Below are 14809 nucleotides of genomic sequence, written 5' to 3' on the forward strand. Positions count from 1 at the left end.
ATAGCTGAGGATCTGGATGAGCAGGGCCAGGAAAACGGTAATGGCTTGTGGTCCTTGGGCCGGAATATTGAGGGAAGGCCTCGTCTAGCCGAGAGCGGCAAGCAAGGGCAAGCGGCGCGGTGTATCAGGGGTGGAAGGGCCGTGCCCTCAGCCGTCCCAGTCGATGCTTTCGATCCGCCAGCTCAGCTCGTCCGCATTGGCGCCGGGAACGTCGTTGGCACGGCGCAGCGTCATCGTGCCGGCCAGCTCGACATCGGTATCGTCGATCGACTGGCCGCGCAGCATGATCGGCATGCTGTAATAGAGCGAGCCCGCCGCCCCCTCCATCCGGCCATCCTGCGAGGTGACGGTGATGTTCGACAGATTGGCCCAACGCGGGGCGGTGCCGCCGGTGCGCACCTCCTTGCGCCATGCGCGGCGCGCCGCGTCGACATCGCCCGCTTCGACCGCGGCGCTCCAGTAGGACAGCAGCGACTTGGGGTCCTTCTGGTCGGGGCCGGGAAGGATCATCGTGAATTCGGGGCGGGGCGCAGGTTCGGGATCGTCCAGTTCGATCGACAGCGGCTCTACCTGCGGTTCGGTCGGCTCCGCCTTGAGGGTCTCGAACTCCGGCTCCCGGCTTTCGCCGCAGCCCGTGGCCATCAGGGCCAGCGCGGGGAGGGCCAGGGCGCAAAGGCTGAACCGCCGCATCGTCACCGGCTCCGCACGATGGTGCCGGCGCCGCGTTCGGTGAAAATCTCGATCAGCATGGCATGGGGCACCCGCCCGTCGAGGACGACGGCCGCCTCGCAGCCCGCTTCCACGGCCTGCACGCAGGTTTCCAGCTTGGGGATCATTCCGCCGGTGATGGTGCCATCATCGATCAGCGTGTCAACATCGTCCGGAAACAGGTCGGTCAGCAATCCGCCCTGCTTGTCGAGCACGCCCGGCACGTCGGTCAGCAGCAGCAGGCGCGCCGCGCCCAGCGCCGCGGCCACCGCGCCCGCCATGGTGTCGGCGTTGATGTTGTAGGTCTGCCCCTCGGCATCGGCACCGATGGGCGCGATAACGGGGATCAGCCCGGATGCGACCGATGTCTCGATGATGCGGGTGTCGACATGCTCAGGCTCGCCCACAAAGCCCAGGTCGATCGCTTCCTCGATCGCGCTGCCCTCGATCTTGCGGGTGCGTTCGACCTTGCGGGCGGTGACCATGCCGCCATCCTTGCCGGAGATGCCGACGGCGCGCCCGCCGGCCTTGTTGATCCAGCCGACCAGTTCCTTGTTGATCGCGCCCGACAGGACCATCTCGGCGATCTCGGCGGTCTGCTTGTCGGTGACGCGCAGCCCGTCGACGAAGCTCGATTCCACGCCCAGTTTCTTCAGCATGGCGCCGATCTGCGGGCCGCCGCCGTGGACGACGACCACGTTGATGCCCACCGCGCCCAGCAGAACGACATCCTCGGCGAACTCGCGCGCGGCTTCGGGATCGCCCATCGCATGGCCGCCATATTTGATCACGAAGGTGCGCCCGGCATATCGCTTCATGAACGGCAATGCCGTCACGAGTGTCTTTGCCTTGGCGAGAAGCGCCTTGTCGTCGGGGTTCAGCGGATCGACCATGATGCGCGGGCCTTTGCACGGGCGGGCGCGGGTTTCAATCGATTCCCTCGATTGCCTCCCGCGCGCGCCGCCTGGTCGTCAGCCATGCGCCCCGAACTCGTTGGCGATGGCGGTCGAGATGCGCAGCACCAGCGCATAGGCCTGTTCGATCGGCTCAATATAGTCGCGGCGGATCCGTTCGTATCCCCGGTCGCCGCCATCGGGATAATCGCTCGGCTCGTCGATGGCATAGTCGTCGATGCTGGGGAAATTGGTCGGGAACGCGCGCCTAAGCTGTGCCAGCGCATCCTCGATCCGCAGGGTGAAGACCATTTCCATGACATCCTCGCGGCTGATGTCGTTCGACCGCGAGAAGACAGGTACCTGCACGATGCGCAGGAACATGTGCTGCAGCAGGGCCAGTCTCAGCGATTGCAGCAGGCCGATGGAACGGCGCTTTTCCTCGCGGTCGGGGATCGGCGTGCCCCAGCCGTCGCGGCTGCCCGGCGTGGCGTCCAGCAGGCGGTGCAGATGCAGCGCATCGACGCGCAGCCGGCTGGCAAGACGGCGGAACACGCCTGCGCGGTCGTCCTTGGTCAGATATTCGGCCAGCGTCAGGCAGGCATCGGTCAGATGTTCCTCGGTCCCGCGATAGGGGCGGCTGGCCCAATAGGCCGAATTAAACAGCTCGCCATAGGCGGCCACCGTCTTGATGCTGGCCAGCGCGTCGGCGCTGCGCAAAAGGCGCAGCATCTGCTTGCCGCGCTCGCTTTCGGTCAGCAGATTGGCGATTTCCTCGCGGTTGGTGTCAGCCGCCGTGCCGAACCCCGCGATCACGTTCACCGGATAGCCCAGCTGCTGCAGGATGGCATTATGCGGGATCGCGCGGATCTGCCGCAGGCTCATCTTGCGGTCGGCGTTGAGGTCCGACTGGCGGCGCGAACGGCGGCTGCCAGTATCGTTCAGCAGGCCCAGGCCAAAGGCGGTGATCGCGCGGCTATAGGTGTCGGACACAAGATGCATGTGCTGCACCCGCCGGATCGCGCGATAGAAGTCGAGTGATAGGTCGGTGCGGCGATAGAACATGTCGGTCGGCGCATCGGGATCGGCCTCGCGCGGCGGGTTGCTGGCGATATTGGCTAGCGTGGCCAGCGCAAGTTCCGCCGTTCCGAACCATAGATAGCCGTCGCCGCCCTGGAAGCTGACTTCGGGTTCGAGCCGGATATTGCGCCGCGCGAACCGGCGGCGCGCCCAAGGTGACAGCGGCCATTCCAGCCGGTCCTTCATCGACACCGGATGCGCGCCGCGGCCCATGCTTTCGCCGTGGGTGTTGAAGATCAGCGCGGCGACGTCGGTAAGCCCGTTGGCCTCCATCGCTTCGGCGAGGCGGCCCTGCAGCCGTTCGATGGCGAGTGCGGCCGGGATCTGCCCGACGAAGCGGCCGGCATCGGAAAAGCCCGTCTGGATCGCGATGCGGCCGCGCTTCTTCGCGTAATCGCGAAAGGCTTCCTCTGCCAGCAGCGCATCCAGGAAACGGCCGCCGTGCTCCAGCGCGGTCTCGGTCTCGAACAGGGGAGAGACGTCGATCCTGTCCTCAACCCCGAACAGCTTGGCGAAATAGAGCGCGGCCAGCACCGTCTGCGGCTGTTCGCATTCGGCGATCAGCATGCGGATCGGCGCGTCTGCGTCGACGTGGCGCAGGATCTGCTGCATGGCGATGAACTGCCGGATCGCGGTGCTGCTCTCGATCGCGAGCGCCGCGAAATTGGCATCCAGCGGCTCGATCGCTTCAAGGCCGCTGCGGATCGCGTTCAGCGCGGCCTGGCTGGCGATGTCGAGCTTGGATTCGGGATCGACGCGGCGGCGAATCGCGTTCTGCAGCTGGCTCGAATTGACGCGGAAATGCACCCAGCCCATGCCCAGCCCGTCTGCGCGCATGGCTGCGGCGGCGGTCAGCAGTTCGATCGCCGTATCCTCGTCGGTTTCGGCCCCGGCGCGGTCTTCCAGTTCGGAGATGATCGGCGCGAGGCTGGTCAGCCTGTCGGGATGATTGGCCGTCAGCGAATTGGCGGCATGCGACAGCGCGGCCGGGTCCGACATGTCCTTGCCGAACAGCGCCGCCATGCGGCCGGCGAACTCACCCGCATTGACCAGCCTCGCCGAAAGATCGGGCGCGATGCCTGCCAGGGTGGCGGCATAGCCCGCCAGCCGTTCCGACTTTTCGGCCAGGCGATAGCGGATCGATGTGTTCCAGCCGATATCGGTGCGGCCATCCATGTCATAGCCGACCCAGCTGGCGAAGCGCACCGGCGTGGGGCGCAGGCTCTTCCATTCACCCGGCCAGTTCGACTTGGCAGAGCGATAGATCGCCCGCACCGCCCGGTCGCGCGCGGCCTGGGCGCGGCTGATCGCCTGCATGGCGGCGTCATGTTCGGAATCGAGCGTGATCTGCGTCCGTTCGTGCGGGGCGACGCAGGCGGTGTCGCTGTTCACGTCGCCGCTGCTGGCGGCCTTCGCCACCGCCTGCGACTGGACCGGGGTCAGCAGGAAGGTCGGGTGGGCGGTAAATACCACGTGGATCATCGGATCCGCCCAGCGCTGTGCGAAGCTTTCGAAATCATCCCCCTCGCGCACCGCGAAAGGGGTTAGGTTCCGGTCCGCATCGATCGGCGCCAGCATCCGGTCGAGCTTTTGCGCGCGCGCCTTCAGCCCTTCGCATTCGAGCGCGCTGACCAGACCGTCGATGTCCTGCAGCGATTTTCGCCCCCCTTCCAGATCGCGCGAAAGCTCCAGCCCAAGCTGGAACACCGGATTGTAGATCGGCGTGTCCTGCGTGTGGCGGTGCAGGACCTGCAGCCTCTCGTTCAGCTCTTCGATCTGCGGTGTCATGGCGTCCTCCGGATCGGGGTGGGAAGGGGGGGTAGGGGATTTCAGCGCGGCAGGGCGGCGGCCTCCCGGGCCAGCGTCTCGATACGCGCCTTGTCGACCGGACCGCCCATGGGCATCGCCTCGCCGGGCGCGACCCAGCTGCCGCCGACGCACAGGATCGACGGATGCGCGAGATATTCGGGCGCATTCTTCGCCGACACGCCGCCGGTGGGGCAGAAGCGCGCCTCGTGGAACGGCGCGGCCAGCGCCTTCAGCGCGGGCAGGCCGCCATTGGCTTCGGCGGGAAAGAACTTGAAGTGCGAAAGCCCCATGTCCATCCCGCGCATGATGTCGGCGCTGGTCGCGATACCCGGCAGGAAGGCGATGTCATTGGCGATCGCCGCCTTGCCCAGCGTCTCCGTCAGGCCCGGCGAAACCACGAATTTCGCGCCGGCTTCCATCACCGCGTCCAGCTGGTCTGGGTTCAGCACCGTACCCGCGCCCAGGATGGCGCCCGGAACCTTGGCCATCTCGCGGATCGCGTCGAGCGCGCAGGGCGTGCGAAGCGTAACCTCAAGGCAGGGCAGGCCGCCTGCGACCAGCGCTTCGGCCAGCGGGATGGCCTGATCGATGTCCTGCACCACCAGCACGGGGATGACGGGGGCGGCTTCCATGAATTCGCGGATATTGGCCATGTCGTGTCCTGTTTCCTGAAATTTGAGCTGTCAAAGACCGGCAAGCGCCAGCATGGCCGAGCCGCCCTTTTCCGCCTCGTCCGCGCCCAGACGCATCATTGCGAACAGTTCGCGGCCGACGCCCATGGCGGGCGGCGGCGGAGTGGCGGGATCGCGCGAGGAAAGGTCGGCATTGGTCGACAGCGTGCCGTTGACCGCATCGACGCGCACGATGTCGCCATCGCGCAGATAGGCGATCGGCCCGGGCTTCTCCTCTCCGTGAGAGAGCGCTTCGGGCGTGCAGTGGATGGCCGCCGGCACCTTGCCCGATGCGCCCGACATGCGGCCGTCGGTGACCAGCGCCACCTTGAACCCGCGGTCCTGCAGCACGCCCAGCGGGGGCGTCAGCTTGTGCAGTTCGGGCATGCCATTGGCGCGCGGACCCTGGAAGCGGACGACGACGACCACATCCTTGTCGAGCTCGCCCGCCTTGAACGCGGTGGCCACTTCGCTCTGCGTGCTGAACACGCGGCAGGGCGCCTCGATCACCCAGCGGTCCCTGTCGACCGCGCTGGTCTTTATCGTGGCGCGGCCGAGATTGCCGGTCAGCAGGCGCAGGCCGCCATCGGGGTTGAACGGGGTGGCGGGCGGGCGCAGCATGCTGTCGTCGCCGCTTTCGGGCGGCAGCTTGCGCCAGGTAAGCCTGTCGTCCTCCATCACCGGCTCGTCCGCATAGGCGCGCAGCGACGGGCCGCCGACGGTGGTGATATCCTCATGCGCCAGCCCTGCATCCAGCAGTTCGCGAATGACGTAGCCCATGCCGCCCGCCGCGTGGAACGCGTTCACGTCGCCCGCTCCGTTGGGATAGACGCGCGCGATCAGCGGCACCACGCGCGACAGCTCGTCGATGTCCTGCCAGTCGATGATGACGCCGGCGCAGCGGGCGATGGCGGGAAGATGGATGACGTGATTGGTCGATCCGCCGGTCGCGAGCAGCCCCGCGATGGCGTTCACGATCGCCTTCTCGTCGATGCATTTCGCCAGCGGGCGCGGATCCTCGCCCCTCAGCGAGATGCGGGCAAGCTGGTGCGTCGCGGCGCGGGTCAGCTGGGTGCGCAGCGGGGTATTGGGCGGGATGAAGGCGGCGCCCGGCATGTGCAGGCCCATCATCTCCATCATCATCTGGTTGGAATTGGCGGTGCCATAGAACGTGCAGGTGCCCGGCGAATGATAGCTTGCGCTCTCGCTCGCCAGCAGTTCCTCGCGCCCGACCTTGCCTTCGGCGTAAAGCTGGCGGGTCTGCTGCTTCTGCTTGTTCGAGATTCCGGTGGGCATCGGGCCCGCCGGGATCAGGATGCAGGGCAGATGGCCGAAACGCAGCGCGCCCATCAGCAGGCCCGGCACGATCTTGTCGCAGATGCCTAGCAGCGCCATGCCGTCATAGGTTTCGTGGCTGAGCGCGACCGAAGTCGCCAGCGCGATGGTATCGCGGCTGAACAGCGACAGTTCCATGCCGTCCTGCCCCTGCGTCACGCCGTCGCACATCGCAGGCGTGCCGCCCGCAACCTGCGCGGTCGCGCCCACTTCGCGGGCATAGAGCTTCATCGCCTCTGGGTATCGGCCATAGGGCTGATGGGCCGAGAGCATGTCGTTATAGGCGGTGACGATGGCCAGGTTGGGCGACTGCCCGCTGGCGATCGCGCCCTTGTCGTTGCCGCTGCCCGCCATCGCATGGGCAAGGTTGGAACAGGCCAGCTGCGTTCGGTTGGGCTGGCGCTGCGCCTCGCGCTCCATCAGGTCGAGATAGCGGCGGCGGGTGTCGCGGCTGTTGTCGATGATGCGCTGGGTGACGCGGGCGAACTGGTCGTTGAGCGTGGGCATGAAGCCTTCCTTGGGTCCTGTGCGGCCGATCGCGGGGAGGGAATCGGCCGTGCGGTCGTTTTGCGTTGCAGCATAGCAGGTCCTGGACCGGCTTGCAGAATTTCGGCGCGGGCCGGTTCGCCCTGGCCTCCATCAACCCCCGCGGCGATCAACCTTCGTGCCAGGTGACGCCGTCGCGTTCGGTCAGACCGATCGCGCTGGTGGGCCCCCAGCTTCCCGCGGTATAGGTCTTTGGCCTGGTGTCGTTCTCGGTCCAGCTGGCGCGAATGCCGTCGATCCATTCCCACTGGGCCTCCACCTCGTCGCGGCGGACGAACAGGGTCTGGTCGCCCTCCACAAGGTCGAGCAGCAGGCGTTCATAGGCGATGCGGCGCTGCGGCCCGGCGAAGGCGTCGGGCATGGCGATGTCGAGCGGCGTGGCGCGCAGTCGAATGCCCTCGCGGTCGAGGCCGGGCACCTTGCTCATCAGCGACAGGCGGATATTCTCGCGCGGCTGGATCCCGATGACCAGCTGGTTGGGAACGGTCTTCGCGCCGCGGCCCTCGAAGATGGAATAGGGGATGCAGCGGAACTGCACCACGATCTCGGTCATGCGGATCGGCAGGCGCTTGCCGGTGCGCAGATAGAACGGCACGCCCTTCCAGCGCCAGTTGTCGACATGGGTCTTGATCGCGACGAAGGTCTCGGTGTCGGAATCCTTGCCCAGTTCCTGGTCATAGCCGGGCACCGCCTCGCCCTTGATCGCGCCCGCGCGATATTGGCCGGTCACCGTCTCGCCCGCGACGGCGGGGCGCAGGGCGCGCAGGATCTTGACCTTCTCGTCGCGGATCGCGGTGGCGTCGAAGCTGGTCGGCGGCTCCATCGCGACCAGCGCCAGCAATTGCAGCATATGGTTCTGCACCATGTCGCGCAGCGCGCCGCTGCCGTCGTAATAGCCCGCGCGCGATTCCAGCCCGACCGTTTCGGCCACGGTGATCTGCACATGGTCGATATGCGCCGCGTTCCACAGCGGTTCGAACATGATATTGGCAAAGCGCAGCGCCAGCAGGTTCTGCACCGTCTCCTTGCCCAGGTAATGGTCGATGCGGAAAATCCGGTCTTCCGGAAAGGCGGAGGCGACCGCGTCGTTGATCTCCTGGCTGGTGCCCAGGTCGGTGCCCAGCGGCTTTTCCAGCCCGATCCGCACATTGCCGGTGGCAAGCCCGTTGGCGGTCAGGCCCTTGATGGTCGGTTCGAACAGGAAGGGCGCGGTCGACAGGAAGATCGACAGGCCTTCCTTGTCACCCTTGCCGATCGGCCCGACCTTCTTCGCCAGCGTGTCGAAACCCTCGGGCGTGGACGCGTCGAGGTCCTGGTAGGTCAGGCATTCCAGGAACGGTTCGATCTTGAGATCGCGGCCCTTGGGCAGGAACCTTGCCAGCGCATCGCGCGCGAAATCGCGGAACTCCTGGTCGGTATATTCGGTGCGCGCCGTGCAGATGATCTGCATGTTCTCGGGCAGCAAACCCTCGGAATGCAGGGCGCACAGCGAGGGCAGGAGCATGCGCTGCGACAGGTCGCCGGTCGCGCCGAACAGCAATAGCTTGTTCGCGGTGAAATTCATGGCGGACAGGCTCCTGCAAGGCGGCGGCGGTGGCGGGTCGTCGGTGCGGTCGCACCTTGCGCGGCATTAATCCCGGGTGCGAAGCTGTCAACCTCGATCGGAAAAGCCAATGCCGCGTTTCGGCAATTATCTTGCGTCAGCCGCGTTGCACGCTGATCCGCTTGTCCTGCAGCTGAGTCATTCCATAACAGGTGAGGAAGCTGACATCCGCGGCATCGCGGCCCAGCCCGATCTTCACGATGTCGGACGGGGTCGCCATGCCGGTCGCGTCGATCAGGTGCCAGCTGCCGATGCTGTTTTCCTCGCCGCCGGGATCGGCCAGGAAAACCTCGGCCACCGCGTGGAAATCCTGTGGCTGGACGTCGGGGGCATAGCAGCTGACGAAGCGCGCGGGGATCGCCGATGCGCGGGCCAGTGCGACGACGACATGCGCGAAGTCGCGGCACACGCCCCGGCGCTCGACGAAGCTGTCGACTGCGGTCGTCGTCGCATCGCTGGTGCCGGGCGCATAGCTGAAATTGCTGGCGACCCATGAACGGATCGCCTCGATCCGCTCTCCGCCGCTGGTGCCGCCGAATTCCGCCTCGACGAACGGCTGGAAGCGGTCGGCGGGGCAGAAGCGGGAATCGAACAGATAGGACACCGTCTCGCCCGGCAGGCGGTGGGGCGGCAGGGCGTTCAGCGTCTGGATGTCGCCGATGGTGCGGGCGATCTGCGCGGTGATTGCGTAATCGGCGGTGAAGTCCCCCTGGCAGCGCAGCCAGATGCGTTCGCCGATCATGTCCTCGCCGGATACGCGGGCGGTATGCTCGCTGGCGCTGATGGACAGGCCGGGGCCCGACAATTGCTGTTCGGGGATCGCCGCCGCTTCCATCTGGAGGAGGAAATCGGTCGGCTGGTCGAAGCGGAACGCGACATGGGCTTCGATCGAGATGGTCATGGGACGGCGGCTTTCTGTTCGGTGCGTGCCGCGCTGGCGGGCGGCATCGCGGTCATGGTTGGTGATGGTATCGACGGTATCGGGGGCAATCTCGGGGCGGTGTCGGTGGGCCTAACGCTTCGGCCCGCCGGTGTTTCCGGGCGGCGCGATAAAAGCCCGGAAATCACTCGCCCATCAGATGAAGCACGATATTGCGGCGATGCGGCCGGGTGCGATGCTCTGCCAGATAGATGCCCTGCCACGTGCCCAGCGCCAGATCGCCGCCCATGACGGGTATCGACAGGCTGACCCCCGTCAGGATCGCCTTGAGGTGGGCGGGCATGTCGTCAGGCCCCTCGTCGTCATGCTGCCATCCGCCGTCCTCGGGCGCGATTCGGTTCAGCCAGTCGATGATGTCGCCGGGCACTTCGCGGGCGGCATTCTCCTGGATCAGCAGCGATGCCGAGGTGTGGCGGCAGAACACCGTCAGCAGGCCGGTATCGACCGCCTGATTATGCACCCAGCCGGCGACTTCGCGCGTGGTCTCGACCAGCGAACGGCCAGTCGTCGATATGGCGAGGCTGGTTGCCGATTGTCTCAAGAATATTTCTCCAATGTTCATACCCGTCTGGTATCGCTGACGATCGGGCTTGCGTTCGAAGCGGGAAAAGTGGGCCTTTTCAATTCGAATGGGGTATCGCGGAAATGTACAGGACGGGGGCGGAACTGCAATTTTCGTCACGGAAACTTCATTTTCGCTCTCGCCACACTAGCTTAAGACGGTAAAGACAAAGCAATGGATGGCACGATCTACGATAGCAGAAGCCTTGCGCGGCTCGCCTTCGATGGCGGCACCGACGAACTGCGCCTGCACGTGAACGCTCCTGCCTTCGTCCGACGTACCGGCCGCGCGCCGCTCGATGCCTCGCGCGTGGCGGTCATCTGCAACCCGCGCAGCCACGGGGTCAAGACCAACGGCCTCGACGTGCCGCCGGGAGTGGAGGTGCTGTCGCCGCGCACCCGGTCCGAACTGCGCAAGACGCTGACCGAATTCAAGGAGCGCGGGGTCGGGCTGATCGTCGTCGCGGGCGGTGACGGAACCGTGCGCGACGTGCTGACCTGCGGCGGTCCGCTGTGGAAGAGCGGCGCACCTGCCATCGCGGTGCTGCCCAAGGGCAAGACCAATGCGCTGGCCTTCGACCTCGGCATCGACGCCGAGGCAAGCGTCGCCGAAGTGATCGATGCCTGGCATGCCGACCGCCTCACCATGCGCCCCGCGATCGAGATCAGCCGTCCGGGCGAGGCTGCGGCCCCCGTGCGCGGCTTCCTGTTCGGTGCGGGCATCTTCGTCAGCGCCACCGATCTTGCCCAGACCACCCACCGGTTCGGCGCATTCAACAATCTGGCCGTGGCGCTTTCGATGCTGGGGTCGATCGCCAACGTCGCCTTCGGCTTCGGGGGATCGGGCTGGCGCGAGGGTAGGCGCATCAGCATCGCGGCTCCGGGCGCTGCGTCGACCGGACCGGGCCCCACCGCAGCGGGAATGGATGTCGTCGGCACGCGCAACCGCCTGATCATGCTGGTATCGACCATGCACCGCCTGCCACTGGGCGTACGCCCGTTCGGCGAAGAGCGCGGCGGCATGAAGCTGCTGGCGACCGAGGCGCCCGTGCCCAACTTCCTCGTCAATTTCTGGCGCACGATCCGCGGCGGTGACGATGCCCGGCTGGCCAAGGCGGGAATCTACCGCCTGGACGCCCAGCAATTCGACATCGATGTCGAGGACGGCTTCGTGCTGGACGGCGAGGTGTTCCCCGGCGGCCGCTACATCCTGCGCGAGGGTGCGCCGATCGCCTTCGTCACGCCGTGAACATGCGGCCCGACGGCGCGGCGCTTCACACCCGCGTCACCGCCGCGCTGGAAGCGCCGGTTCGCGGCGAGATACGCGATTTCGCACAGGCACTGGCAGACCTATACGATGCGCGCGCAGTGCTGTTCTATGGCTCGAACCTGCGCAGCGGTTCGCTGGACGGTGTTCTCGACTTCTACGTTCTGACCGGCGGCCCGCGCGAGAAGGGCCTGTGGCCCCGCGTCGCCTATCACGAGCGGGAGCACGCGGGCGAGACCTTGCGCGCGAAAGTGGCGGTGATGCGGCTGTCGACGTTCCGCCATGCGGCAGAGGGGCGCCACGCGGATACCACCATATGGGCACGTTTCGTGCAGCCTTGCACATTGGCATGGCAGTCCGATGCGCAGGCTGGCACCGAAGTCACCGCGGCGGTCGAGGCAGCCTGCATGACGGCGGCGCGTTTCGCGTCCGCGCTGGGCGATCCGCAGGGCACCGAGCGCGACTATTGGCAGGCGCTGTTTCGCGCCACCTATCGCGCGGAGCTGCGGGTCGAGAAGCCGGGGCGCGAGCAGCAGATCCTGGAATTCGGGGCCGGTCATTTCGACGGGCTGCTACCTGCCGCCTGGCAGGCCGCGGGCATTGCCTTCGACAAAGCGGGTCGCAGGCTGCAGCCGCATCTTTTGCCGCAGGAGCGCGAGGCGCTGGTCCAGCGCTGGGAACGGCGGCGGCGGCTGGGCAAGCCGCTCAACGTCGTGCGCCTGCTGCGCGCGGGCACCACCTTCGAAGGTGGTGCCCGCTATCTGGCATGGAAGGTCGAGCGGCACAGCGGCGTCGTGGTGCCGCTTACCCCGTTCAGGGAGCGGCACCCGCTGCTGATGTCACCCGTGCTGCTTGCCGATTACTGGCGTGCGCGGCGCAGGCGCGCCGCGACGCAGGACAGCGACTAGCCTTCCTGCTCGGGCTTCGTATAAGGCACGAATTCGCCCAGGAAGACGATCCCGCTCATGAAACCGGTCTGGTCCATCATCTGGACCGTGTCGATATCGCAGATCTGGCCGATCGTGGTGCGATTGACCATGATGTCGCGGCTATCCAGGAAATTGGCGCCGCCATCGGGCCGGTTGACATAAAGCGTGCTGCCGACCCGGTAGACGATGGCCGTGTCGTCATAGATCGTGCTGCTGGTGATGCGGTTCAGCTGGATGCAGTTCTCCGGCTCTCCGGCCACGCGGCCTTCAAGCGCCTTGGCAAGGCGCTGTTCGCCCTTGCTAAGCTCCTCCGTTGCCGGATCGTCCTGCGCAGCCTGAGCGGCGATGGGGGTCAGGGCGAAAACCGGCGCAAAGGAAGCAAGTGCGATCGCCGCTAGTCTGTTCTTAGGCGTCATGTTCATTCTCCTCGCCGAGGATATAGGGCGTCTTGCCTGAACTTTTACTGACGATTACCCGAATTCTACCACGAATTGCCCGCGGCAATAGCGGCCTTTTCATCGGCGGTGGATTGCCGGCCCAGCACCTCGTTACGGTGCGGAAAGCGCCCGAAGCGCGCGATCATCGCGTGGTGGGAGCGCGCGAAGGACAGGATATAGGCATCGCCCATCGCCGCGAATATGGCGAGCGAGCGGCGCTGGTCGGCGATCCGCTCGCTATGCATCAGCGGCATGGCCAGAAACTGGCGGCCCGCCTGGCCGAGCCCCTTGTCCCACCCGCGTTCAAGCGCACCGATCGCGATGTCGCGGGACAGCGGATCGCTGGCGAATGCACGCGGATCGTCGCGGAAGAGATTGCGCGGCACCTGGTCGAACAGCAGCACCGCCGCGCGGGCGGTCAGCGGATCGGTCAGGAATTCACGGGCAGGGCGATGGCGCAGCGCGTGCCATTCGCGTGCGAAGCGGCGGCGCAGCAGGGCGTCGACCTCTGCCCCGCCGCGAAACCAGTCCTCCGGCCCCAGCACATGGAACCAGACATGCAGGATTTCAGCCGCCCACGGGCGCTGCGCCAGCATGGCGGCTCAGCCCGTTCCGCCCACGGTCAGCCCCTCGATCAGCAGGCTGGGCTGGCCCACGCCGGCGGGCACGCTCTGCCCGCCCTTGCCGCAGGTGCCGATACCTTCGTCGAGCGCCATGTCGTTGCCGATGCCGATTACCTTGGTCAGCGCAGTCGGCCCGTCGCCGATCAAAGTCGCGCCCTTGATCGGGGCGACCACCTTGCCGTTCTCGACCTTGTAGGCCTCGGTACAGCTGAACACGAACTTGCCCGACACGATGTCGACCTGTCCGCCGCCGAAGCTGGTGGCATAGATGCCGTCCTTCATGCGGCCCATCAGCTCGGCGGGATCGTCCTTGCCGCTGCGCATGAAAGTATTGGTCATGCGCGGCATCGGCGCATGGGCATAGGACTGGCGGCGGCCGTTGCCGGTCGGCTCGACGCCCATCAGCCGGGCATTCAGCCGGTCGTGGATATAGCCCTTCAATATGCCATCCTCGATCAGCACGTTCTCACGCGTGGGGGTGCCTTCGTCGTCGATGGTCAGCGATCCGCGCCGGTCCGTGATCGATCCGTCGTCGACCACGGTCACGCCGGGCGCGGCCACCCGCTCGCCGATGCGGCCAGAAAAGGCGCTGGTGCCCTTGCGGTTGAAATCGCCTTCCAGCCCGTGGCCGACCGCTTCGTGCAGCAGCACGCCGCACCAGCCGGGGCCCAGCAGCACCGGGCACACGCCCGCAGGGGCTGGCACGCTTTCGAGATTGGTGAGCGCCTGGCGCAGCGCCTCGTCGATTGCGCGGTTCCAGCTCGCCTCGTCCATCACCTCGTCATAGAGGCGGCGGCCGCCCATGCCGAACGAGCCGGTTTCGCGCCGCCCGTTCGATTCCGCCACGATCGCGACATTGAGGCGGACGAGAGGCCGCACATCGGTCGCGACGAAACCGTCGGGGCGCACGATCTCTACCACCGACCACGATCCCGCCAGCGAGGCGGTCACTTGCTTCACGCGGGGATCGCGCGCGCGGGCGGCGGCATCGATCTTTTCGAGGAGCGCGACCTTCCGGGCGAATTCCACCCCGTCCAGCGGGCTGGCATCGGTATAGAGGTGACGATTGGTCGCGGCCGGCGCGGGCGCCAGCGGGCTTTTCGTGGTGTCGAGCAGCGACAGGGTCTCACCCGCGCGGCGGATCGCGGCAGCGGAAATCTCGTTCGCATGGGCGAAGCCGGTGGTCTCGCCAGATACGCCGCGCAGGCCGAAGCCCGCCTCGCGCGAGTAGTCGGCGCTGCGCAGGCGGCCGTCGTCGAAGGCAAAGCTCTCGCTGGCGGTGAATTGCAGGAACAGCTCGCCATCGTCGCAGCGCGACAGCGTCTCGCGGGCCAATGCCTTCGCGGTTTCAGGGTCGAGCTGGTCGGCGCGGTAGAGAAGCGAGCGGGGGTCGGTCGGAATGGTCAT

General features: G+C 66.6%; 13 protein-coding genes. 2 read left to right on the forward strand and 11 right to left on the reverse strand.

The genetic code is table 11. The features are described from left to right. Positions 1-147: 147 nt before the first annotated feature. The 8 genes from A9D14_RS02770 to A9D14_RS02805 form a co-directional block, all read right to left on the reverse strand. Positions 148-690: a hypothetical protein gene (locus A9D14_RS02770; RefSeq protein ID WP_066842758.1), complete on the reverse strand. Its 543-nt coding sequence runs from the start codon at positions 688-690 to the stop codon at positions 148-150. Between the two features lie 2 nt (positions 691-692). Continuing rightward, complete coding sequence (gene argB, locus A9D14_RS02775; protein WP_066842760.1) at positions 693-1601, reverse strand: acetylglutamate kinase; 909 nt, start codon at positions 1599-1601, stop codon at positions 693-695. Positions 1602-1679: 78 nt separating this feature from the next. Further along, positions 1680-4469 (reverse strand): phosphoenolpyruvate carboxylase, encoded by a 2790-nt coding sequence (locus tag A9D14_RS02780; RefSeq protein ID WP_066842763.1) that lies wholly within the window; start codon positions 4467-4469, stop codon positions 1680-1682. Between the two features lie 41 nt (positions 4470-4510). Continuing rightward, positions 4511-5143 (reverse strand): bifunctional 4-hydroxy-2-oxoglutarate aldolase/2-dehydro-3-deoxy-phosphogluconate aldolase, encoded by a 633-nt coding sequence (locus A9D14_RS02785; protein WP_066842765.1) that lies wholly within the window; start codon positions 5141-5143, stop codon positions 4511-4513. A 30-nt stretch (positions 5144-5173) separates the two neighbouring features. Further along, positions 5174-7003, reverse strand: a complete 1830-nt coding sequence (edd, locus tag A9D14_RS02790; protein ID WP_066842767.1) for a phosphogluconate dehydratase — start codon at positions 7001-7003, stop codon at positions 5174-5176. 148 nt (positions 7004-7151) lie between these two features. Next, a complete protein-coding gene (gene zwf / locus A9D14_RS02795) occupies positions 7152-8606 on the reverse strand; it encodes a glucose-6-phosphate dehydrogenase (RefSeq protein ID WP_066842769.1) in 1455 nt (484 codons plus the stop codon). A 136-nt stretch (positions 8607-8742) separates the two neighbouring features. Next, on the reverse strand, positions 8743-9546 hold the full coding sequence (locus tag A9D14_RS02800) for a transglutaminase-like domain-containing protein (RefSeq protein ID WP_066842771.1): 804 nt from the start codon (positions 9544-9546) through the stop codon (positions 8743-8745). A 163-nt stretch (positions 9547-9709) separates the two neighbouring features. Further along, the gene (locus A9D14_RS02805; RefSeq protein ID WP_066848056.1) at positions 9710-10126 is read right to left on the reverse strand and encodes a secondary thiamine-phosphate synthase enzyme YjbQ; all 417 of its coding nucleotides are present in this window, start codon (positions 10124-10126) and stop codon (positions 9710-9712) included. Positions 10127-10321: 195 nt separating this feature from the next. Here A9D14_RS02805 and A9D14_RS02810 point away from each other — a divergent pair, with 195 nt between their 5' ends. Beyond that, a complete protein-coding gene (locus A9D14_RS02810; RefSeq protein WP_066842773.1) occupies positions 10322-11395 on the forward strand; it encodes a diacylglycerol/lipid kinase family protein in 1074 nt (357 codons plus the stop codon). 2 nt (positions 11396-11397) lie between these two features. Beyond that, positions 11398-12321, forward strand: coding sequence for a hypothetical protein (locus A9D14_RS02815; protein ID WP_066842776.1), 924 nt, complete (start codon positions 11398-11400; stop codon positions 12319-12321). Here the strand turns inward: A9D14_RS02815 and A9D14_RS02820 are convergent. From A9D14_RS02820 to tldD, 3 genes are all read right to left on the reverse strand, one after another. Beyond that, entirely contained in the window at positions 12318-12758 is a 441-nt protein-coding gene (locus A9D14_RS02820) for a hypothetical protein (protein WP_066848059.1), read from the reverse strand. The genes A9D14_RS02815 and A9D14_RS02820 overlap by 4 nt on opposite strands. A gap of 65 nt (positions 12759-12823) precedes the next feature. Continuing rightward, complete coding sequence (locus tag A9D14_RS02825; RefSeq protein WP_066842778.1) at positions 12824-13375, reverse strand: DUF924 family protein; 552 nt, start codon at positions 13373-13375, stop codon at positions 12824-12826. A gap of 6 nt (positions 13376-13381) precedes the next feature. Then, the gene (gene tldD, locus A9D14_RS02830; RefSeq protein ID WP_066842780.1) at positions 13382-14809 is read right to left on the reverse strand and encodes a metalloprotease TldD; all 1428 of its coding nucleotides are present in this window, start codon (positions 14807-14809) and stop codon (positions 13382-13384) included.

This window comes from Croceicoccus marinus, from assembly GCF_001661675.2.
GTDB classification, from domain to species: Bacteria; Pseudomonadota; Alphaproteobacteria; order Sphingomonadales; family Sphingomonadaceae; genus Croceicoccus; species Croceicoccus marinus.

Bases quoted from the DNA above. Each gene is read 5' to 3' on its own strand.
- A9D14_RS02785 (WP_066842765.1), bottom strand. From the start codon at position 5,143: ATGGCCAATATCCGCGAATTCATGGAAGCCGCCCCCGTCATCCCCGTG.
- A9D14_RS02810 (WP_066842773.1), top strand. From the start codon at position 10,322: ATGGATGGCACGATCTACGATAGCAGAAGCCTTGCGCGGCTCGCCTTC.
- A9D14_RS02815 (WP_066842776.1), top strand. From the start codon at position 11,398: ATGCGGCCCGACGGCGCGGCGCTTCACACCCGCGTCACCGCCGCGCTG.
- tldD (WP_066842780.1), bottom strand. From the start codon at position 14,809: ATGACCATTCCGACCGACCCCCGCTCGCTTCTCTACCGCGCCGACCAG.
- A9D14_RS02770 (WP_066842758.1), bottom strand. From the start codon at position 690: ATGCGGCGGTTCAGCCTTTGCGCCCTGGCCCTCCCCGCGCTGGCCCTG.
- A9D14_RS02780 (WP_066842763.1), bottom strand. From the start codon at position 4,469: ATGACACCGCAGATCGAAGAGCTGAACGAGAGGCTGCAGGTCCTGCAC.
- A9D14_RS02825 (WP_066842778.1), bottom strand. From the start codon at position 13,375: ATGCTGGCGCAGCGCCCGTGGGCGGCTGAAATCCTGCATGTCTGGTTC.
- A9D14_RS02820 (WP_066848059.1), bottom strand. From the start codon at position 12,758: ATGACGCCTAAGAACAGACTAGCGGCGATCGCACTTGCTTCCTTTGCG.
- zwf (WP_066842769.1), bottom strand. From the start codon at position 8,606: ATGAATTTCACCGCGAACAAGCTATTGCTGTTCGGCGCGACCGGCGAC.
- A9D14_RS02800 (WP_066842771.1), bottom strand. From the start codon at position 9,546: ATGACCATCTCGATCGAAGCCCATGTCGCGTTCCGCTTCGACCAGCCG.
- edd (WP_066842767.1), bottom strand. From the start codon at position 7,003: ATGCCCACGCTCAACGACCAGTTCGCCCGCGTCACCCAGCGCATCATC.
- argB (WP_066842760.1), bottom strand. From the start codon at position 1,601: ATGGTCGATCCGCTGAACCCCGACGACAAGGCGCTTCTCGCCAAGGCA.